Raw genomic sequence first — 19820 nt, 5'->3', positions numbered from 1 at the left:
GCTGTGGCCCAGTTAACATTTGGACACCAGCGGGCCCGATGAGCACGAGCAACTTCAGTTTTCTGTCCGCCCACTCGCCCCTGCTGGCCGAGCTGGGCGCCACTGCCGAACGCCTCTACCCCTACGACCCCGCCAGTTGCGTCCTCAAACTGCGCCTGCTGGCCGAAAGCCTCACGCAAGAGGTGGCAGAGCGCATTGGCCTCACAGTGGGCCAAAGCACCCAGGCCGAGTTGCTGCGCGCCGTGGACCAGCGCCTGGGGCTGGACCCGCAGGTGCGCCAGATCCTGCACGCGCTGCGCCAGCGCGGCAACGAGGCGGCGCACCAGGTCAACCACCGCATTGGCTACCGCGAGGGGCTTGAATCCATCAAGCTGGCCCGCGAGCTGGCCCTGTGGTTTCACCGCACCTTTGGCAACGCGCCGCAGTTCAAGCCTGGCCCGTTTGTGCTGCCCGACGACCCCAGCCAAAAGCTCGTCACCCTGCAGCAGCAAATCGCCGCATTGCAAGGCCAACTCCAGCAAACCCAAACCGCCCAGGCCGCGCAGGCAGAAATCGCCCAACTGCTCGAAGCCCAGGCCGCGCAAGAGCGCGACATGGCCCAGCGCGCCCAAGAAGAGCGCGCCATTTACGAGCAACTGGCCGAAGAAGCCAGCCAGCGCCTGGCCGAGCTGCAAAAGGCGCTGGACGAGCGCCCCCGCACCCCGCCCGATGCCGACCCTGCCAAGGGCGACGCCGCCGCCCTGCGCCTGTGGGCCGAGCGCTCGGCCCAGGCCGCCCAGCAGGTGGCCATGGACGAAGCCTCCACCCGCCTGCTCATCGACCAGATGCTGCGCGACGCTGGCTGGGAGGCCGACAGCGCCCGCCTGACCCACGCCCAGGGCACGCGGCCGGAGCGCCACCGCCACCTCGCCATTGCCGAGTGGCCCACCCAGGGCCGCCAAAGTGCCGACTACGTGCTGTTTGCGGGCCTCACGCCCGTGGCAGCGGTAGAGGCCAAGCGCCTGAATGTGAACGTGGCGGGCAAGATGGCCCAGGCTGAACGCTACGCCCGCGGCCTGTCCATGGATGTCGAATGGGCCGCCCCCTGGGTTGCCGAAGGCCGCGACCAGCCCTGGCCCGATGGCGCGGGCCAGCACTTTGCGTTGCCGTTTGCCTACTCGTGCAACGGCCGCCCCTTCGCCCGCCAAAGCCCCGAGGCCAGCGGCACCTGGTTTCGTGACCTGCGCCACCCCGCGCAACTGGCCCGCCCGCTGCAAGGCTTTCACACGCCCGATGGCCTGCTTGACCTGCTGCGGCGCAGCCGCGCCACGGCCGAGGCCAAGCTTCAGCAAGAAGGCTATGCCTACCTGCGCCTGCGCGACTACCAGCAGCACGCGATTGCGGCAGTGGAGCACGCCCTGGCAGCAGGCCAGTCGCAATGCCTGCTGGCCATGGCCACCGGCACGGGCAAAACGCGCACCATCATTGGCCTGATGTACCGGTTTTTGAAGGCCGAGCGCTTTCGCCGCATCCTGTTTTTGGTAGACCGCACCGCGCTGGGCGACCAGGCGCAAGACGCCTTCAACGAAGCCCCGCTCGAAGGCGGCATGCCCCTGTCCAAAATCTACAACGTGGCCGAGCTGGGCGACATGGCCGCCGAGGCCGAAACCCGCGTGCAGGTGGCCACCGTGCAGGCCATGGTGCGCCGCATTTTTGCCAGCGATGCACCGCCCCCGCTCGATGCGTTCGACTGCATCATCGTGGACGAAGCCCACCGGGGCTACACGCTCGACCAGGACATGACCGAAGGCGAGCAAGCCCTGCGCGACCCGGCCCAGTACCTCAGCAGCTACCGCCGCGTGCTCGACTACTTCGACGCCGTCAAGATTGGCCTCACGGCCACCCCCGCCAAGCACACCACCGATATCTTCGGCAAACCCGTCTACACCTACAGCTACCGCGAGGCCGTGGCAGACGACTGGCTCATCGACCACGAGCCGCCCATTCGCTACGAAACCCTGCTCAGCCGCCACGGCATCCACTTCGACAAAGGCCAGCAGGTTGAGGCGCTGAACCTCTCCACCGGCGAAGTCGAATCCGTCGAGCTGGAAGACGAGCTGCACTTCGAGCTCGAATCCTTCAACCGCCGCGTCATCAACGAAGACTTCAACCGCGTCATCTGCCAGCAGCTCGCGCAAGAGCTGGACCCGATGGGCGAGGAAAAGACACTGATTTTTTGTGCCACCGACGCCCACGCCGACATGGTCAAACGCCTGCTGGGCCAGGCCTTTGCCGACCTGTACGGCGACAGCTACAACCAGGCGGCGGTCGAGAAAATCACCGGCGCCTCAGACAAGGTCGATCAGCTCATCCGCCGCTACAAAAACGAGCGCTTTCCCAGCATCGCCATCACCGTCGATCTGCTCACCACCGGCATCGACGTGCCCGCCATCAGCCACCTCGTGTTCATGCGCCGCGTCAAGTCGCGCATCCTGTACGAGCAAATGATTGGCCGCGCCACCCGCCGGTGTGACGCCATCGGCAAAACCGTCTTCAAGATCTACGACCCCGTCGATCTGTACGCCACGCTGCAGGCCGTCAACACCATGCAGCCCCTGGTCAAAGACCCCAAGGTCACGGTGGAGCAACTGCTGGACGAGCTCAACCACCCCACCGCCTACACCACCCCCGGCAGCGGCCCCGGCCGCACCCATGCCGACGACGTGCTCGATCAGCTCGGCCAAAAAGTGATGCGCGTGCTGCGCGACGCCGAGCACAAGGCCGACAAAAAGCCCGCCCTGCGCGAACGCCTGGCCCAGCTGCAAGAGCAGTGGGGCGTGCCCCCCGCGCAACTGCACCGCCACCTGCACCAGCTGGGCAAAGAACAAGGCACCGCCGCAGCGGCAGACTTTTTGCGCCGCAACACCCGCCTGGTGCAGCAACTGGCCGAAGTGCGCCAACTGCTGGGCACCGCCTACATGCCCGTGCTGTCAGGCCACACCGATGAACTGGTGGCCCGCGAGCAAAGCTGGGGCAGCTACACCAAGCCTGCGGACTACCTGGACAGCTTCACCGCCTTTGTGCGCCAGCAGCTCAACCAGTCGGCCGCGCTGTCGGTGGTGGTCAACCGCCCCAAAGACCTCACCCGCGCACAGCTCAAAGAAGTGCGCCTGCTGCTGGACGAAGCGGGCTACACCGAAGCCAAGCTCAAAGCCGCCTGGCGCAACCAAAGCAACCAGGACATTGCCGCCGGCATCATGGCCTACATCCGCCAGGCCGCCCTGGGCGAGGCGCTGGTGCCGTTTGACCAGCGCGTGCAGGCCGCCATGCAAACCATCCGCCGGTCCCGCGCCTGGACGCCCGTGCAACTGCGCTGGCTAGACCGCCTGGGCAAACAACTGCGCCACGAACTGGTGCTGGACCACGCCTTCGTCAACGACGCCTTCGCCACCGACGGCGGCGCCAAACAGCTCGACAAACTGCTGGGCGGCCAGCTCGATGGCGTGATGGACCAACTGGCCGAATCGCTGTGGCCAAGGGCGGCGTGAGAGGCTGTTTGAAGAAGGCTTGATGCCAGATTGGATGCTCGCCCACGGTGAGTTCACACGGCATGTGTCTACGCTTCACTTTGTCCAGGGCACGTTTTCACAGCTTGATGGATCGCTGCAAGTCATCGTGTTGATGGCTGGCATCTGTTGAGTCCGCTTATTCAGTATTCAAAATGACAACTTCTTCGACCCGCTCGGCCCCCCTCCAGAACAAGGTAGACCCTACTGGGGCTTTGCACGCAGTGCGCACGCGCGGCACCCTCATGGGCAATCGGGGCATCCTGCACGACGAGCGCGACCAGATCGTGCGCCGCTGGGCCAACAAAAGCTGGGTGACTTGCTGTTTGGACGCCAGCTTTCAAAAGCGCTCACCTTTCACTCAAGGCACTTATTCCGAACTGTTCTTTTTGGACGAGGCCACTGCCTACGCTGCGGGCCACCGTCCCTGCCGTGTTTGCCAGCGTGAAAAACACGATGCGTTCAATCGCCTCTGGACTGCTGCCAATCGCCCCCAGCATGTGGAGGCAACTGCGCAGGCTCGCCTGCCCATCGCCCAGATCGATGCAGCCTTGCACGCAGAGCGCGTGGGCCCTGACAAAGCCAAGCGCACCTACGACGCCTGTATAGGCGAGCTGCCCGTGGGGACGATGGTGCAAGAAGGTGATCGCACGTTGTTGTTGGGTACAGGTGGGCTGTGGCGTTGGTCATTTCATGGGTACAGTCCAGCGCCAGCGTTACCTGTCAACACCCGCGTACGAGTGCTGACGCCACCGTCCATCGTGGCCGCCTTTCGCATGGGCTTGACGGTAGAGATTCACCCATCCGCAGCGATACCCGGCTAGGCTTGGGTAAATAACACCTCCGCGTTTTATTCGCCAGGCACATGCCCTCAGTCTGGCCATCTTTCCCATTCAATCGAGTAAAGCTTCATGGAAGTAAAAGCACAGGTTCACACCATCGAAAAGCTCAAGGACTACCACTTTCTGGTGCCCGACTACCAACGGGAGTACGTATGGGAAGTTGAGGATCAGGTAGAGCAGTTTCTGGCAGACATTGCCAATGAATTCGACCCGGACGCCAAAGCGCCCAGCAGCTACTTCATCGGCTCCATCATCATTGTCAAAAACGGCAGTAAACATGACGTGATTGATGGCCAGCAACGGCTCACCACCACCGTCATCACCATGTGCGCGCTGCGGGATCTGCTGACCGGTCAGCCGCTGGATGCAGTCCAGGAGCATTACCTCAAGACCATCCAGGCCTGGTTGTCCAGCTTTGACATGCAATCCAAGCAAGTGCAAGTGCGCTTGGAATTGCAGTACGAGGAAAGCAAAGACTTCCTGCTGCAATTGATCCTGGGCAAGCCGCTCCCGCCGAGCAGCACCCTTTCCATCGAACGCATGCATGCCGCTTACGAGCGCATCAAGCAGCATCTGCAAAAGTACCTGGACACGGGCCTGGGGGTGTTGGCAGAGTATGCGTACTACTTCCTCACCAAGATTGACCTCGTTGTCATCGAGTCTGAAAACCTCAGCAGTGCCCTGAAGATCTTTGAAACCATCAACCAGCGGGGCGCGGGCCTCAACGCGATGGATCTGGTCAAGAACCTGCTTTTCAAAGAGGCCAAAGGCAACGATTTCGACCGTATCAAGGGCAAGTGGAAAGAACTCACGGGCCACCTGGAGCGCGCCCGCGAAGGAGACAGCCCGCTGCGGTTCCTGCGCTACTTCCTCATGGCGCGCTACTACGACGGCATCTTGCGCGAGGACGAGATTTACAAATGGATCATCTCCGCCGAAGGCAAGCAGCGCCTGCGCTACGAACAGGCGCCCTATGAGCTGGCCGTGGAGCTGGAAAAGGGCGCGCGTCGCTATGCCGATCTGGTGCGCGCCACCGAACTGATGAACGATGGTGGCGATTACCCCTCCGTCACCCGCATCGGGTTCATGAACAAGGTCAAGTCGCGCCAGCACCTGATCTTGCTGCTGGCGCTGGACCACACCAGCACCGCAGAAGCCATCAACTACCTTGCCCAGCAGATTGAAAGCTTTTTCTTCTACAGCAACACCCTGGGCATACAGGCCAAGAACAACGAGCGGTTGTTTGTGCAATGGGCTGCCAAGTTGCGCGGCCTGAAATCCGAGGCGGAGATCGCCCCCGTCATCGAAACCACGCTCGTGCCGTACCTGAAAGACAAGCTGGGCGAGTTCCGTCAGCGCTTCCTGGCCCTGCGCGACAACGACTACCACCCCCTGTACCGCCTGCGCTACGTGCTCGGCCGTATGGAGAACCAGTTGCTCGCCCTGTGCAACACCCCGCAAAAAGGCCTGCGCTACATCGATGGCTTGCAGATCGAGCACATCCTGCCCCAGACGCCGCGCGATGGTGCCATTCCATCGGCTTTGGCCGCCAGCCGTGCAGACTATGAAGGCCATGTGTACCGGCTGGGCAACGTCACCTTGCTAGAGAGCGTGATCAACCAGGCCGTCAACAAGCACAACGACCTGCACGGCACCTGGTTCACCGACAAGCAGGCCGAATACGCCAAGTCAGGCTTGCTCAGCACCCAGCTGCTGAACCACACCTTCGCCATCGGAGTGAATACGGCTGTCAACCGTTTAGCTTCCCTGGCTGCGGTCAACTTCCGCACTGCCCAGTGGGACGGAGCCGCCATCGCACAGCGCCAGCAAGCCTTGCTCGACCTGGCCTTGGACACCTGGACTCTGAACCACCACCGACTGGACGCGTGAACCTCTGCAAACCCCATGCCCGACCACGCCTGTGGGACCCGGTGCTGGCCGAAATCACGTCGTATTGGTGGCCGCAGGCGACATCAATACAAGATTGGACGCATACTTAATGCATAATTGGACGCAACACAAATACAATATTGGACGCTTTGCCAACGCACGATTGGACGAGCACCAATACCCAGCAACCAGCCCCCATGAACACCCCTCCATCGCCTTCGGCTGACTGGATACCGCGCCACCTCACCCACAACGTTCAGGAATCCTTGCTGGACACGCGGGTGGTGCTGGTCAATGGCCCACGCCAATGTGGCAAGACCACCCTGGTACGCCAGCTCGGGGGCGACATGCGCTACATCACGCTGGACGACCCCAACATGGCCGCTCTTGCGCAGCAAGATCCGGTGGGGCTGATTCGCCAACTGGACAGGGCCATCATCGATGAGGTGCAGCGAGCACCGCAGCTCATGCTGGCCTTAAAAATGGCCGTCGATGAAGACCAGCGCCCAGGTCGTTTCCTGCTGACAGGGTCCGCCAACGTACTGGCCTTGCCGCAAATGGCCGACAGCTTGGCGGGGCGCATGGAGGTCCACACCCTGCTCCCCCTGTCGCAGGCAGAGCTGCAACGGCGCCCCAACGACTTTTTGCAACGCGCACAACAGCAAGACTGGCCCATCACCCATGCCGACTGGGCCATCCCCCCCGTTGCTGGCAAAGCCAACATGGTGGAGCATGCACTCGCGGGCGGCTACCCGGAAATGCGGCGCCGGGCCACCAGCGCAAGGCGCCAGTCCTGGGCGCGTGACTACATCACCACCTTGGTGGAGCGCGACGTGCGCGACATCGCACACATTGAGCACCTGAGCCAAATGCCACGGCTGCTGAGCGTTCTGGCCACCCAATGCGGTCAACTCCTGAATGCCACACAAACTGGCGCGCAACTCGGGCTCAACACGCGAACGCTGGACAAATACATCACCATCCTTGAACGCCTGTTTCTGATTCAGCGTCTGCCCGCGTGGAGCCGCCACGAAGGCAGCCGCCTCATCAAAACGCCCAAGCTGCACTTTCTGGATGCCGGGCTCCAGGCAACGCTGCAACGCCTTTCCCCAGATCTTTTGCTCACGCAGCGCGATCGCTGGGGCGCAACCCTCGAAACGTGGGTGTATGCCGAGTTGCGCAAAGCCATCGCCCTCAGTGCCCACATGTGGTTCCTTTCACATTACCGCGACAAAGACCAGGTGGAGGTGGACTTTGTGCTGGAAGACTCGCTGCGCCAAGTCATCGGCGTTGAAGTCAAGGCTGCCGCCCAGGTCAACCCACAAGACTTCAAAGGCCTCAAACGCTTGCAAGCGCTGGCGGGCAGCGACTTCATCACTGGCATCGTGCTGTACGACGGCACCCATGCCCTGCCATTTGGCAACGGCCTGTGGGCCATTCCCCTCTCTGCACTCTAAAAAAACCATGACCACCCAAGACATCGTCCAGAAACTCTGGAACCTGTGCGACGTGCTGCGCGACGACGGCATCAACTACAGCGACTACGTCACCGAGCTGGTGCTGCTGCTCTTCATCAAAATGGAGCACGAAAGCACCGAAAGCGGTGTGCTGCACAAGCACAAGCTGCCCGACTACGCCCGCTGGGGCGAGTTCACGCGGCGCAGCGGCATGGACTTGCTGCTGTACTACAAAGAAGCGCTGCTCAAGCTCAGCCAAAGCACCGACCCCCTCATTGCCGCCATCTACGCCGACGCGCAAACCAGCCTGAAGGAGCCGCGCCACCTCGAGCAGCTCGTCAAAAGCCTGGACGGCATTGACTGGTTCAGCGCCGAGCGCGACGGCCTGGGCGATTTGTACGAAGGCCTGCTGGAGAAGAACGCCAGCGAAACCAAAAGCGGCGCAGGCCAATACTTCACCCCGCGCCCGCTCATTGACACCATCATCCAGGTCATCAAGCCCCAGGCGGGCGAAACGGTGCAAGACCCCGCCGCAGGCACCGGTGGCTTTTTGATTGCGGCCGACCGCGCCATCAAAGAGCGCACCGACAACCTCTACGACCTGACCGAGCGCGAGCGCCAGTTCCAGCGCAACCACGCCTTCATTGGCATGGAGCTGGTCACCAGCACCCGGCGCCTGGCGCTGATGAACTGCCTGCTGCACGGCATGGAAGGCGACGACCAGGGCGTGGTGCACCTGGGCAACACCCTGGCCAGCGCAGGCAGCACCTTGCCCCACAGCGACGTGATGCTGAGCAACCCGCCCTTTGGCACCGCCAAAGGCGGCGGCGGCCCCACGCGAGATGACTTGACGTTTGTCACCAGCAACAAGCAACTGGCCTTTTTGCAGCACATCGTGCGCCACCTCAAAGACGGTGGCCGCGCCGCCGTGGTGCTGCCCGACAACGTGCTGTTTGAAGCCGGCGTAGGCGCCGACGTGCGCCGCGACCTGATGGACAAATGCCGTCTGCACACCATATTGCGGCTGCCCACCGGCATCTTCTACGCCCAGGGCGTCAAAACCAACGTGCTGTTTTTTGAAAAAGTGAGCCAGGCCGCCACTGGCAGCACACAGGAAGTGTGGGTGTACGACATGCGCGCCAACGCCCCCAAGTTTGGCAAACGCACCCCCCTCACCAACGCCCACTTTGCCGACTTTGTGGCCGCCTACGGTACCGACCCGAATGGAAAAGCCGCCAGGCAAGACCAGGGCGAACAAGGCCGCTTCCGCCGCTTCCGCCGCGAATGGATTGCGACCGAGCGCGGCGACAGCCTGGACATTGCCTGGCTCAAAGACGACAACGCCGAAGACGCAGCGGATTTGCCTGAACCAGCGGTGCTGGCGCGGGAGGCGGTGGAGGCGTTGAATGCGGCGGTGGCGGAGCTGGAAGCGATTTTGGTGGAGTTGGGGGAGGTGGCATGAGTGAAATTCCTGACACCTGGCTCAACACCAACCTGAAAACCGTTGCAAACCTTGTGACGGGCAATACCCCGTCAACAAAGTCACCCGAGTACTACGGTGGCAGCGTCCCGTTCGTAAAGCCTGGTGACCTCGATAGTGCAGATCCCATTACCGTTACGGAGCAGCAGTTGACCGAGCTTGGTGCTCAGCAGTCTCGGTTGGTGCGTGCGGGATCAACACTCGTTTCTTGTATCGGTAACCTGGGAAAAGTCGGCTTTGCGGGTGTTCCTCTTGCGACCAATCAGCAGATAAACAGCGCTGAGTTTCACCGCGAAATCGTAGATGACCGCTATGGTTACTACCTCTGCAAAACCTTGAAGTCGTGGATGGAGCGTGAGTCATCTGCGACGACCATCGCCATACTGAACAAGGGGAAGTTTGGAGAGGCACCGTTTCCGCTGGCACCTCTGCCCGAGCAGAAACGCATCGCTAACAAACTCGACACCGTCCTCACCCGCGTAGACGCCGTCAACACCCGCCTGGCCCGCGTCGCCCCCCTGCTCAAACGCTTCCGCCAATCCGTCCTCGCCGCCGCCACCTCGGGGCGGTTGACGGAGGATTGGAGGCTGGATAGGCGGCTCCCAGCGCCAAAAGCACACGAACTCGGAACCATCATTCGCGTTTCATCGGGTCAGGGACTAACTGCAAAGCAGATGGTCAGTTCCGGTGGCATTCCCGTATTCGGCGGTAACGGCATCACTGGGTACCACGATCAGGCAAACACCGTTGAACCTACGCTGTTGATTGGGCGTGTTGGTTATTACTGCGGCAGCGTGCATTTGACGCCCCCAATTGCATGGGTCACAGATAACGCCCTAATCGTTCGGCATGACCCAAAGATCGTGCAAAAGAACTATCTATTTTTTGCGCTTCAAGCAATCGACCTTCGTCAGAACGATTCATCGACGGCTCAGCCTGTGATATCCGGGCAGAAAATTTACGGCTTGCTCGTTGTGCTTCCTCACTTCGACGAACAAACCGAAATCGTCCGCCGCGTAGAAACCCTGTTCGCCTTTGCCGACCGGCTTGAAGCCCGCCTGGCCCAGGCGCAGACTGCCGCCACGCGCCTGACCCCTGCGTTGCTGGCCAAGGCGTTTCGCGGTGAGCTGGTGCCGCAAGACCCGAACGATGAGCCCGCAGCCGAGCTGCTGCGCCGCCTGCAGGCCGAGCGCGCCACGGCGCCCAAGGCCAGCGCAGGCCGGGGGCGCAAGGCGGTGGTGCAAAGTTGATGGTGAAAAGTGGCTCTGGCGCTTATCCAGTAAGCGCTAGCAGCTATGATTTTGGTAGCGCGTGTGGTGTGCCGTAGCGGTGGTGCGCTGTGGCAGTGCGGGGCGGCCCCACACCGGGGCGGCCCAGCCGATGGGCGGGGTTTTTTGAAGCCAAATAGGCTGCCAGCGCTTATCTAACAAGCGCTGGCAGCTCTCTTTTCAATAGCAAATTGCGGCCGTGTCGTGTCGTGCTGTGTTGGGCTGTGTCGTGCCGCAGCGCCGTCAAAACTCCAGGTTATCAATCAGCCGCGTGCTGCCCAGCCGCGCTGCGCCCAGGGCCACCAGGGTGCCGGGGCCGTCGTGGGCGGTGGCGGGTTGCAGGTCGGTGCGGCGGCGCACGGTCAGATAGTCGGGCTGCCAGCCTCGGGCGCGCAGCACGTCCATGGCTTGTGCCTCCAGCGCGTGGGGCGGGGCGGTGAGGTCGCTTTGCTGCAGGGCCTGCAGCCAGCGTTCGCTCAGGTGCCGCAGGGCTTGCGACAGGGCCACGGCTTCCTGGCGCTCTTGCAGGCTCAGGTACCCGTTGCGCGAGCTCAGGGCCAGGCCATCGGGCGCACGGGCAGTGTCGCCCGCCACGATGGTGATGGGCAGCGCAAACTGCTGCACCATCTGGCGGATGACCATGAGCTGCTGGTAGTCCTTCTTGCCAAACACGGCCACGCCACCGGTCTGGCCCAGCACGCAGGCAAACAGCTTCATCACCACGGTGGCCACGCCGGTGAAAAAGCCGGGGCGAAAGTGGCCTTCCAGCAGGTCGGCCAGGGCGGCGTCGGGGTGCACTTTGAAGGTTTGGGGCTGGGGGTACAGGTCGGCCTCGCGCGGGGCAAACAGCACGTCGCAGCCTGCGGCTTGCAGGGCGGCGCAGTCGGCTTCCCAGGTGCGGGGGTAGCTGTCAAAGTCTTCGTGGGGCAAGAACTGCAGGCGGTTCACAAAGATGCTGGCCACCGTCACATCGCCCAGGGGCTTGGCCTGGCGCACCAGGCTGATGTGGCCTTCGTGCAGGTTGCCCATGGTGGGCACAAAGGCGGGGCGGCGGTAGGGGGCCAGGGCCTGGCGCAGTTCGTCGATGGTGTGGGTGATGAGCATGGGACGGGGCTTTGTGTTCGTGTTCAAAAGGGCTTACCAGGCGACTTACCAGGCGTGCAATGCGTTGTCGGGAAAGCGGCCTTGCTTGACGGCCTGCACGTAGGCTTCCACGGCCCCGCGCACGCTGCCAGCGTCTTGCATGAAGTTGTGGACGAACTTGGGCATCTTGCCCAGGTTCATGCCCAGCATGTCGTGCAACACCAGCACCTGGCCTGCGGTGCCGTTGCCAGCGCCAATGCCGATGGTGTGGCAGTGGGGCAGCTCGGCCGTCAGCTCTGCGGCCAGGGGGGCGGGCACCATCTCCAGCACCAGCATGGTGGCGCCAGCGTCTTGCAAGTCGCGGGCGTCTTTGCGCAGGGTGCGGGCGGCTTCGTCGGTTTTGCCTTGCACGCGGTAGCCGCCCAGGGCGTGCACGGTTTGGGGCGTCAGCCCCAGGTGGGCGCACACCGGCACGCCGCGCTGCACCAAAAATTCCACCGTCGGTGCCGTCCAGCCACCGCCTTCGAGCTTGACCATGTGCGCGCCCGCCTGCATCAGCGTGCAGGCGCTGCGCAGGGCTTGTTCGCGGCTTTCTGCGTAGGTGCCGTAGGGCAGGTCGGCCACCAGCCAGGCGGTGCCTTGCACGCGCTGCAGGCCCCGGGCCACGCTGGCGGTGTGGTAGGCCATGGTGTCGAGCGTGACGCCCACGGTGCTGGGCAGGCCCTGGCACACCATGCCGAGCGAATCGCCCACCAGGATGCAGTCCACGCCCGCCGCATCGGCCACGGCGGCAAAGGTGGCGTCGTAGGCGGTGAGCATGGTGATTTTTTCTCCGGCCTCGCGCATTTGGGCCAAGCGCGGCAGGCTGACAGGGCGGCGCTGGGGCAGGGGCGATGCGGGCGGCAGGGTGCCGTAGGGGGTGGTGCTGGGCGGCTGGGGGGCAGTGGTGGCGGTCATGCGGGGTCACCCTTGGGGTGTTGTCTCTGAAAAAAATTGCCGCGAGTCTATGACAGTGCGGGCCGCGCAGGGGTTGGCCTGGGGTGTGGTGGGGCCTTGGCGCAAGGCGCAGTTGCCTGCCTGGCAAGAATTGTGACCGGGGTGTTTCCGGGTGATTGGCTGCAAAATGGAGGCAAAAGAGCCCAGATCCGCTAAAGGAAAGCGCTTGGACTGGGCTAGGTTGAATAGTGGAATTGGTTGTGAAAACAGGGCAGACGATGGCGATTCTTCAGAACACGGATTTGAGAATTTTGGTGGTGGATGACCAGGATTCAGTACGCAGCCATTTGTCCCAAGAGTTGTTGCGCATGGGCGTGAAGCAGGTGTTGGAGGCCGCTTCAGCCGAAGAGGCGTTGGCCGTTTTTGAACAGCACCAACCCGACCTGGTGCTGCTGGACATCCTGATGCCGGGCAAGAATGGCTACTGGATCGCCGAGCGCATTCGCGACCTGGAAGATGGCCGCTGGACGCCCATCATCTTCCTGACCGGCATGGGCCGCGATGAAGACCTGTGGGAGGGCATTCGGGCCGGGGGCGACGACTACCTGGTCAAGCCCGTGCGGGCCACGGTGCTGGCCGCCAAGATCCGCGCCATGCAGCGCCTGTTGACCATGCAGCGAAGGCTGGTGACGGTAACGGAGGAGCTGTACGAAGCCAACCGCCAGTTGAATTCGCTGATCGAGCGCGATGCGCTGACGGGGCTCGTCAACCGCCGGGGCTTTGACCGGGTGCTGCACGAGCAGATTCGCATGGCCCGGCGTGAGAGCAAGCCGCTCACGCTGATGATGTGCGACATCGACTTCTTCAAGCAATACAACGACAACCTGGGCCACCCTGAAGGTGACAAGTGCCTGCAGGCCGTGGCCAATATGCTGGCGCGGACTTGCCAGCGCCCTGGCGATTTGGCCTGCCGATTGGGGGGCGAGGAGTTTGCGCTGATCCTGCCGAACACGCCCCGTTCAGGCGCCATGATGTTTGCCCGAGCGCTGACCGAGCTGCTGGCCAGCGGCAAGCTGCCGCACCCGGCGTCGCCGGTGTCGCCGTATGTGACGGTGTCTGGCGGCATCACGACCTGTGTGCCCGATGAAAGCACTACCTCGATGGGCATGGTGACTCGGGCCGATGAGGCGCTGTACGCCGCGAAGGCGCTGGGGCGCAACCACTTCTTCAGCTACGAGCTGCAGGTCACGGCCAAAGATCACTTGGCGCACAGCGCTGATCGCGCGCGGCTGCACACACCGCCCATCGTCTGATGCCGTGGTGCGGGCTGCGCTGCAGGAGCTGTGACCCTTTTAGAGCGGCTAACAAAACTCTTCTGGCGTCGTTGCCGCGTCTTGTCGTACTACGCGTACTGCCTGCGACGCGGCGCCTAGCCAGAACCGCTTCGCTGAGTTTTGTTAGCCGCTCTTAGAACCCGTTCAAAGTTTTAACCCCAGGAGATTTCGATGCTGGTTCAAAAAATTCACCACGTTGCCTACCGCTGCAAAGACGCCAAAGAAACCGTGGACTGGTACGTCAAGCACCTGGACATGAAGTTCGTGCTGGCCATTGCCGAAAACGAAGTGCCTTCCACCAAGGCGCCAGACCCCTACATGCACGTCTTTCTGGACGCAGGCGACGGCAACGTGCTGGCGTTTTTCGAACTGCCCAGCCAGCCGCCCATGGACCGCGACCGCAACACCCCCGCGTGGGTGCAGCACCTGGCGCTGAAGGTGGATTCGATGGACACGCTGCTGGCCACCAAGGCGCGGCTGGAGGCAGCGGGCATTGAAGTGGTGGGCCCCACGGACCACACCATCTTCAAGAGCATTTACTTCTTCGACCCCAACGGCCACCGTCTGGAACTGGCCGCCGATGTGGGCACGCCCGAGATGTACGCCAAGCTCGACGAGGTGAAGTGGGCCATGCTGCAGGAGTGGAGCGAAACCCGCCGCGCCCCCCCGCCATGCCGCGTGGATGCACGACGGCAGCATGGCGCAGTAAGGCAATCGCCCAAGAGAACCCCATGACCCTGTTGAACGAAACCCATGACCCCAGCCTGCGCAGCTGGGTGGCCAGCGCCAATGCTGCTGGCAACGACTTTCCGCTGCAAAACCTGCCGTTTGCGGTGTTCCGCCGCAAGGGCAGCGGTGAAGCCTTCCGCGGTGGCGTAGCCATTGGCGACCAGATTCTGGATTTGTCCGCCGCAGCGGCCAGCGGCGCCTTCACGGGCGTGGCGGCCACGGCTGCGCAAGCGGGCGCGCAAGACAAGCTCAATGCCCTGATGGCTTTGGGCGAAGCCGCCTGGAGCGCCCTGCGCCTGGCCTTGTCGCGCGCGCTGCGCGAGGGCAGTGCCCAGCAGGCGGCGTTGCAAGGCTGCCTGGTGCCCCAGGCCGAGGCCGAGTACGACGTGCCCGCCCGCATTGGCGACTACACCGACTTCTACACCTCGGTGCACCACGCCACCAACATCGGCAAGCAGTTCCGCCCCGACAACCCACTGCTGCCCAACTACAAATGGGTGCCGATTGGCTACCACGGCCGCGCATCCAGTATTGGCGTGTCGGGCCAGGCGTTTCATCGCCCCAAGGGGCAGACCATGCCCCCCGGCGCCGAAATGCCCGTGGTGGGCCCGTGCAAGCGGCTCGACATTGAGCTGGAGCTGGGCATCTTCGTGGGTGAAGGCAATGCGCTGGGCCATGCCGTGCCCATCACGCAGGCCGAGCAGCATGTGTTTGGCATCTGCTTGCTCAACGACTGGTCTGCGCGCGACATCCAGGGCTGGGAATACCAGCCGCTCGGCCCGTTCCTGTCCAAAAACTTTGCCACCACGATTTCCCCGTGGGTGGTGACTTTGGAAGCGCTGGCCCCTTACCGCGTGCCGTTCACCCGGCCCGAGGGCGACCCGGCCCCACTGCCTTACCTCGACTCACCCGCCAACCAGGCGCAGGGCGCATTCGACATTCAGCTGCAGGTGGGCTTGCGCACGCCGCGCATGGCGCAGGCCGGGCAGGGCGATGCCACCATCTGCCGCACCAGCTACCGCCACGCGTACTGGACGATTGCCCAGATGCTGGCCCACCACACCGTCAACGGCTGCAACCTGCAGCCGGGCGACTTGCTGGGCAGCGGTACCTTGTCGGGCCCCACGCTCGATCAAGCCGGGGCATTGATTGAGCTGACCACTGGCGGCAAGAACCCCGTGCAGCTGCCCGGCGGCGAGCAGCGCGTGTTTCTGGAAGACGGCGACGCGGTGGTGATTCGCGGCTGGTGCGAGAAGCCGGGCGCTGCGCGCGTGGGCTTTGGTGAGTGCTGGGGCACGGTGCTGCCCGCACTCTGAAGCAAGCGGCCCAGCACTCGGGCGGTGCGGGGCAGGTCGCGCCATGGGTTTTGCATTGCGGCTATGCTCCCGGGCCATGACAGCAGTGTTACAACCCGCGACCCTCCCCATGAACGACAACGACGTAACGGCCCTGGCCCAGGCTGACGTGGCCCGCGCTCTGGCCGAAGACGTAGGCACTGGCGACCTGACGGCCGGCCTGATTGACCCCGCCCGCCGCGCCCGCGCCCGCATCCTGGCGCGCGAAGAGGCCGTGATCTGCGGCGCCCCCTGGGCCGAGGCCGCCCTGCGCGCGCTGGACCCCACCGTGCAGATCACCTGGCATGTGCACGAGGGCCAGCGTTGCGCCCCCGACCAGGTGGTGCTGGAGCTGGAAGGCAATGCCCGCGCCTTGCTGAGCGCCGAGCGCACTGCGTTGAATTTTTTGCAACTGCTGTCGGCCGTGGCCACCAAAACGCGCATTTATGTAGATGTGGTGGCGGGCACCCGCGCCCACATCGTGGACACGCGCAAGACCATACCCGGCCTGCGCCTGGCGCAAAAGTACGCTGTGCGCGTGGGCGGTGGCACCAATCACCGCATCGGCTTGCACGATGCGGTGCTCATCAAAGAGAACCACATCGCCGCTGCAGGTGGCGTGACGGCGGTGCTGAAAGCTGCGCAGGCAGTGGCCGCCCAGGCCAGCTTCATCGAGATTGAAGTGGAAACGCTGGAGCAACTGGCCGAGGCGTTGGATGCTGGCGCGAAGATGGTGCTGCTCGACAACATGCCGCTGCCCATGCTGCGTGAGGCGGTGCGCATCAACGCAGGTCGCGCGATTCTCGAAATCTCTGGCGGCGTGACGTTGGAAGGTCTGCGCGAACTGGCCGAAACCGGCGTGGACCGTATCTCCATCGGCACGCTGACCAAGGATGTGAAGGCGACCGACTTCTCGATGCGCCTGCAGGAGCTGGCATGAGTACCACCACCATGAACCGTATTGACGTCGAGTACGAGCAGCCCGACGAAGCAGCTGCGGGCTCTGTCTGCTCCACCAAACACGCCTGGGCGCGTGTGCCGCCCGAGCCTTCGCAGGCCGAGCGCGTGGCTTTGAAAGACAAGATTCGCCGCTTGCTGAAAGAGAAAAACGCTGTCATGGTGTCGCACTACTACGTGCACCCCGACCTGCAGGATTTGGCCGAGGAAACCGGCGGCATCGTCAGCGATTCGCTGGAGATGGCCCGCTTTGGCCGTGACCACGCGGCGCAGACGCTGGTGGTGAGCGGTGTGCGTTTCATGGGCGAGACGGCGAAGATTCTGAGCCCGGAAAAGACCGTGCTCATGCCTGATCTGGACGCCACCTGCAGCCTAGACCTGGGCTGCCCCATTGACGAGTTCAGCGCGTTTTGCGATCAGCACCCGGACCGCACCGTGGTGGTGTACGCCAACACCAGCGCGGCCGTGAAGGCGCGGGCCGACTGGCTTGTGACATCGAGCTGCGCGCTGGAGATCGTGAGTGCGTTGAAGGCCGCAGGCCAGAAGATTCTGTGGGCACCGGACCGCCACCTGGGTGCCTACATCCAGCGCGAAACGGGTGCCGACATGGTGTTCTGGAACGGCGCCTGCATCGTGCACGACGAGTTCAAGGCGCTGGAGCTGGAGCTGCTCAAAAAAGAGCACCCGAATGCCAAGGTGCTGGTCCACCCCGAAAGCCCCGCCGACGTGGTGGCCCTGGCCGATGCCGTGGGCTCCACCAGCGCCATCCTCAAGGCCGCGCGCGAGATGGATGCCACCGAGTTCATCGTCGCCACCGACAACGGCATGATGCACAAGCTGCGCACGCTCAACCCCGGCAAGACGTTTTACGAAGCCCCCACCGCAGGCAACAGCGCCACCTGCAAGAGCTGCGCGCACTGCCCCTGGATGGCCATGAACGGCCTGGCCGACGTGGCCCGTGTGCTGGAAACCGGCGCCAATGCCGTGCAGGTAGACCCTGCACTGATTCCGCGCGCGCGCCAGCCCATTGACCGGATGCTGGCGTTCACGGCGGCCCTCAAGAATGGTCAGTCCACCGGGAGCCTGGTACCCCACTTGGGCGCTGCCTGATTATTTTGCTATTTATTTGATAGCTGTTCGCGCTTTTGGGATAAGCGCTAGAGGCCTCTGGAGCTTGTAATGACACTGGCTGCAACGCCCGGCACCTGGATCGACTTCACCCAGCCGCGCGCGGCGGGCAACCTGCGCCTGCGTGGGCGGTGGGGGGCTCCAGCCCGCGTGCTGGTCGCTCATCACATCGGCGAAGTCAAGCCTGTGCTGGAGGCCGTGCACGCCGCAGCCGAAGCAGGTCACTGGTGCGTGGGCCATGTGCGCTATGAAGCAGCACCGGCCTTCGACGCGGCGCTGCAGGTGCACGCAGCAGACGGCCCGCTGGTGTGGTTTGAGGTGCATGACGGTGCCCCGTCTGCATGGCCGCCCGCCGAAGCCGCTGGCCCCGCAGAGGCCCGCGCCACTTGGCTGCCCACATTGACCCGGCCAGACTTTGATGCCGCAATCGCGCGCATCCACCAGGCCATTGGTGACGGCGAGCTGTACCAGGTCAACTACACCGCACCGTGGATGGGCACGGTGACCGGTGAGGGCGCCGCCTTGTTCGACGCCTTGCTGCGCGCCCAGCCCGGCGGCTATGTCGCGTGCTTCACCGCGGGCGACGAGCAGGTGCTGAGCGTATCGCCCGAGCTGTTTTTTGACTGGCAGGCCAGCGCGGCTGGCGGCAGCATCTTGGCCCGCCCCATGAAAGGCACGGCCGCGCGGGGCACCACACCGGCGCTGGATGTGGCTGCCGCCGAGCGCCTGCGCGCATCGCCCAAAGAGCGGGCCGAAAACGTGATGATCGTGGACCTGCTGCGCAACGATCTCTCACGCATTGCCGAGCCGCACACGGTGCGGGTGCCCGAGCTGTTCCACACCCAGGCGCTGCCCACCGTGTGGCAGATGACCTCTGATGTGCAGGCCCGCACCCGCAGTGGCCTGCGGCTGCCAGATGTGTTTGCCGCCTTGTTCCCGTGCGGTTCAGTGACTGGTGCGCCCAAGGTGCGGGCGATGCAGCTCATCCGTGAGCTGGAACGCCAGCCCCGGGGCATCTACTGCGGCGCCATCGGCGTGGTGCGGCCAGATGGCCGCGGCGGCATTGCCGCGACCTTCAATGTGCCCATTCGAACCGTGGTGATGCGCGGCACCCAGGCTCGATGCAGCATCGGCAGCGGCATCACCGCGAGCGCAGAGGCGGGTGCCGAGTGGCAGGAATGGCTGCACAAGCAGGCTTTTCTGGCCCGGGCGAGCGAACCGTTCGAGGTGCTGGAAACCCTGGCGCTGGTCGATGGCGTCTATCGCCATCAGGCAGAGCATCTGGCCCGCATGGCTGAGGCGGCGCAGCACTTTGGCTACCCCTGGCAGCCCGCTGCCGTTCACGCGTGCCTGCAGGCACTGGCGGCGCAGCATGGCAGAGGCCCGTGGCGCGTGCGCCTGTTGCTGGACCGCTTTGGCCAGCCACGCGCAGAAGCCTTTGCCTTGCAACCCACGGCCACCCCGGTGCGATTGCAACTGGCCACCCGGCCCCTGGCTGAGGCGCATGGCGAATGGGTGCGCTTCAAAACCACCCGGCGTGCGCACTACGCCACCTTTGCGCCAGCGCCGGGCAGCGGCATCTTCGACACCGTGCTCTTCAATGCCGAAGGCGAAATCACCGAGTCCACCTTCGGTAACCTGGCAATGCAGATGGACGACGGCCGCTGGCTCACGCCACCGCTGGCCTGCGGCCTGCTGCCGGGTGTGGGGCGTGCAGTGGCCTTGCGGGAAGGCCGTGTGCAGGAAGGCGTGGTGCGCGTGCAAGACCTGCACCGCGTGCGCCGCTGGGCCTTCATCAACAGCCTGCGTGGCTGGCTGGATGCGGAACTGGTCTAGT

Annotated in this window: 13 protein-coding genes and 1 pseudogene; 12 read left to right on the top strand and 2 right to left on the bottom strand. The window is 63.8% G+C overall.

What is annotated here, in order from left to right:
• Window positions 1-38 precede the first annotated feature (38 nt).
• From hsdR to IHV84_RS00410, 6 genes are all read left to right on the top strand, one after another.
• Window positions 39-3527, top strand: coding sequence for a type I restriction-modification system endonuclease (gene hsdR, locus IHV84_RS00435; protein WP_198845384.1), 3489 nt, complete (start codon window positions 39-41; stop codon window positions 3525-3527).
• Window positions 3528-3700: 173 nt separating this feature from the next.
• The gene (locus tag IHV84_RS00430) at window positions 3701-4369 is read left to right on the top strand and encodes a hypothetical protein (protein ID WP_198845383.1); all 669 of its coding nucleotides are present in this window, start codon (window positions 3701-3703) and stop codon (window positions 4367-4369) included.
• Window positions 4370-4456: 87 nt separating this feature from the next.
• Complete coding sequence (locus IHV84_RS00425) at window positions 4457-6277, top strand: DUF262 domain-containing protein (RefSeq protein ID WP_198845382.1); 1821 nt, start codon at window positions 4457-4459, stop codon at window positions 6275-6277.
• Between the two features lie 197 nt (window positions 6278-6474).
• Window positions 6475-7734, top strand: coding sequence for an ATP-binding protein (locus IHV84_RS00420; protein WP_198845381.1), 1260 nt, complete (start codon window positions 6475-6477; stop codon window positions 7732-7734).
• A 7-nt stretch (window positions 7735-7741) separates the two neighbouring features.
• Window positions 7742-9196: an N-6 DNA methylase gene (locus tag IHV84_RS00415; protein ID WP_198845380.1), complete on the top strand. Its 1455-nt coding sequence runs from the start codon at window positions 7742-7744 to the stop codon at window positions 9194-9196.
• Window positions 9193-10464 (top strand): restriction endonuclease subunit S, encoded by a 1272-nt coding sequence (locus IHV84_RS00410; RefSeq protein ID WP_198845379.1) that lies wholly within the window; start codon window positions 9193-9195, stop codon window positions 10462-10464. The genes IHV84_RS00415 and IHV84_RS00410 overlap by 4 nt, the downstream gene beginning before the upstream one ends.
• 261 nt (window positions 10465-10725) lie before the next feature.
• On the opposite strand, the gene panC is transcribed toward IHV84_RS00410, so the two are convergent.
• Both panC and panB read right to left on the bottom strand, forming a co-directional pair.
• Complete coding sequence (panC, locus tag IHV84_RS00405) at window positions 10726-11586, bottom strand: pantoate--beta-alanine ligase (RefSeq protein ID WP_066789102.1); 861 nt, start codon at window positions 11584-11586, stop codon at window positions 10726-10728.
• A 45-nt stretch (window positions 11587-11631) separates the two neighbouring features.
• A complete protein-coding gene (gene panB, locus IHV84_RS00400; RefSeq protein ID WP_198845378.1) occupies window positions 11632-12522 on the bottom strand; it encodes a 3-methyl-2-oxobutanoate hydroxymethyltransferase in 891 nt (296 codons plus the stop codon).
• Window positions 12523-12779: 257 nt separating this feature from the next.
• Between panB and IHV84_RS00395 the strand changes: the two genes are divergently transcribed.
• From IHV84_RS00395 to IHV84_RS00370, 6 genes and pseudogenes are all read left to right on the top strand, one after another.
• Window positions 12780-13814: a diguanylate cyclase domain-containing protein gene (locus IHV84_RS00395; protein WP_198845377.1), complete on the top strand. Its 1035-nt coding sequence runs from the start codon at window positions 12780-12782 to the stop codon at window positions 13812-13814.
• Window positions 13815-14006: 192 nt separating this feature from the next.
• Window positions 14007-14544: pseudogene (locus tag IHV84_RS00390) on the top strand (VOC family protein).
• Window positions 14545-14566: 22 nt separating this feature from the next.
• A complete protein-coding gene (gene fahA / locus IHV84_RS00385) occupies window positions 14567-15880 on the top strand; it encodes a fumarylacetoacetase (protein ID WP_198845376.1) in 1314 nt (437 codons plus the stop codon).
• Window positions 15881-15989: 109 nt separating this feature from the next.
• On the top strand, window positions 15990-16838 hold the full coding sequence (gene nadC / locus IHV84_RS00380) for a carboxylating nicotinate-nucleotide diphosphorylase (RefSeq protein ID WP_198845375.1): 849 nt from the start codon (window positions 15990-15992) through the stop codon (window positions 16836-16838).
• Window positions 16835-17965, top strand: coding sequence for a quinolinate synthase NadA (nadA, locus tag IHV84_RS00375; RefSeq protein WP_198845374.1), 1131 nt, complete (start codon window positions 16835-16837; stop codon window positions 17963-17965). The genes nadC and nadA overlap by 4 nt, the downstream gene beginning before the upstream one ends.
• 69 nt (window positions 17966-18034) lie before the next feature.
• A complete protein-coding gene (locus IHV84_RS00370) occupies window positions 18035-19819 on the top strand; it encodes a chorismate-binding protein (RefSeq protein ID WP_198845373.1) in 1785 nt (594 codons plus the stop codon).
• Window position 19820 lies beyond the last annotated feature (1 nt).

It is taken from the genome of Acidovorax sp. IB03, from assembly GCF_016406015.1.
Classification (GTDB): Bacteria; Pseudomonadota; Gammaproteobacteria; order Burkholderiales; family Burkholderiaceae_C; genus Acidovorax; species Acidovorax temperans.
The sequence above is the reverse complement of the archived record's forward strand: the minus strand, read 5'-3'. Positions and strand labels throughout refer to the sequence as shown.

What these genes read in the sequence shown, in the direction of transcription:
- panC (WP_066789102.1), bottom strand. Translation starts at nt 11,586, where the DNA reads ATGCTCATCACCCACACCATCGACGAACTGCGCCAGGCCCTGGCCCCC.
- hsdR (WP_198845384.1), top strand. Translation starts at nt 39, where the DNA reads ATGAGCACGAGCAACTTCAGTTTTCTGTCCGCCCACTCGCCCCTGCTG.
- nadA (WP_198845374.1), top strand. Translation starts at nt 16,835, where the DNA reads ATGAGTACCACCACCATGAACCGTATTGACGTCGAGTACGAGCAGCCC.
- IHV84_RS00420 (WP_198845381.1), top strand. Translation starts at nt 6,475, where the DNA reads ATGAACACCCCTCCATCGCCTTCGGCTGACTGGATACCGCGCCACCTC.
- fahA (WP_198845376.1), top strand. Translation starts at nt 14,567, where the DNA reads ATGACCCTGTTGAACGAAACCCATGACCCCAGCCTGCGCAGCTGGGTG.
- IHV84_RS00410 (WP_198845379.1), top strand. Translation starts at nt 9,193, where the DNA reads ATGAGTGAAATTCCTGACACCTGGCTCAACACCAACCTGAAAACCGTT.
- IHV84_RS00415 (WP_198845380.1), top strand. Translation starts at nt 7,742, where the DNA reads ATGACCACCCAAGACATCGTCCAGAAACTCTGGAACCTGTGCGACGTG.
- IHV84_RS00395 (WP_198845377.1), top strand. Translation starts at nt 12,780, where the DNA reads ATGGCGATTCTTCAGAACACGGATTTGAGAATTTTGGTGGTGGATGAC.
- IHV84_RS00430 (WP_198845383.1), top strand. Translation starts at nt 3,701, where the DNA reads ATGACAACTTCTTCGACCCGCTCGGCCCCCCTCCAGAACAAGGTAGAC.
- nadC (WP_198845375.1), top strand. Translation starts at nt 15,990, where the DNA reads ATGAACGACAACGACGTAACGGCCCTGGCCCAGGCTGACGTGGCCCGC.
- IHV84_RS00425 (WP_198845382.1), top strand. Translation starts at nt 4,457, where the DNA reads ATGGAAGTAAAAGCACAGGTTCACACCATCGAAAAGCTCAAGGACTAC.
- IHV84_RS00370 (WP_198845373.1), top strand. Translation starts at nt 18,035, where the DNA reads ATGACACTGGCTGCAACGCCCGGCACCTGGATCGACTTCACCCAGCCG.
- panB (WP_198845378.1), bottom strand. Translation starts at nt 12,522, where the DNA reads ATGACCGCCACCACTGCCCCCCAGCCGCCCAGCACCACCCCCTACGGC.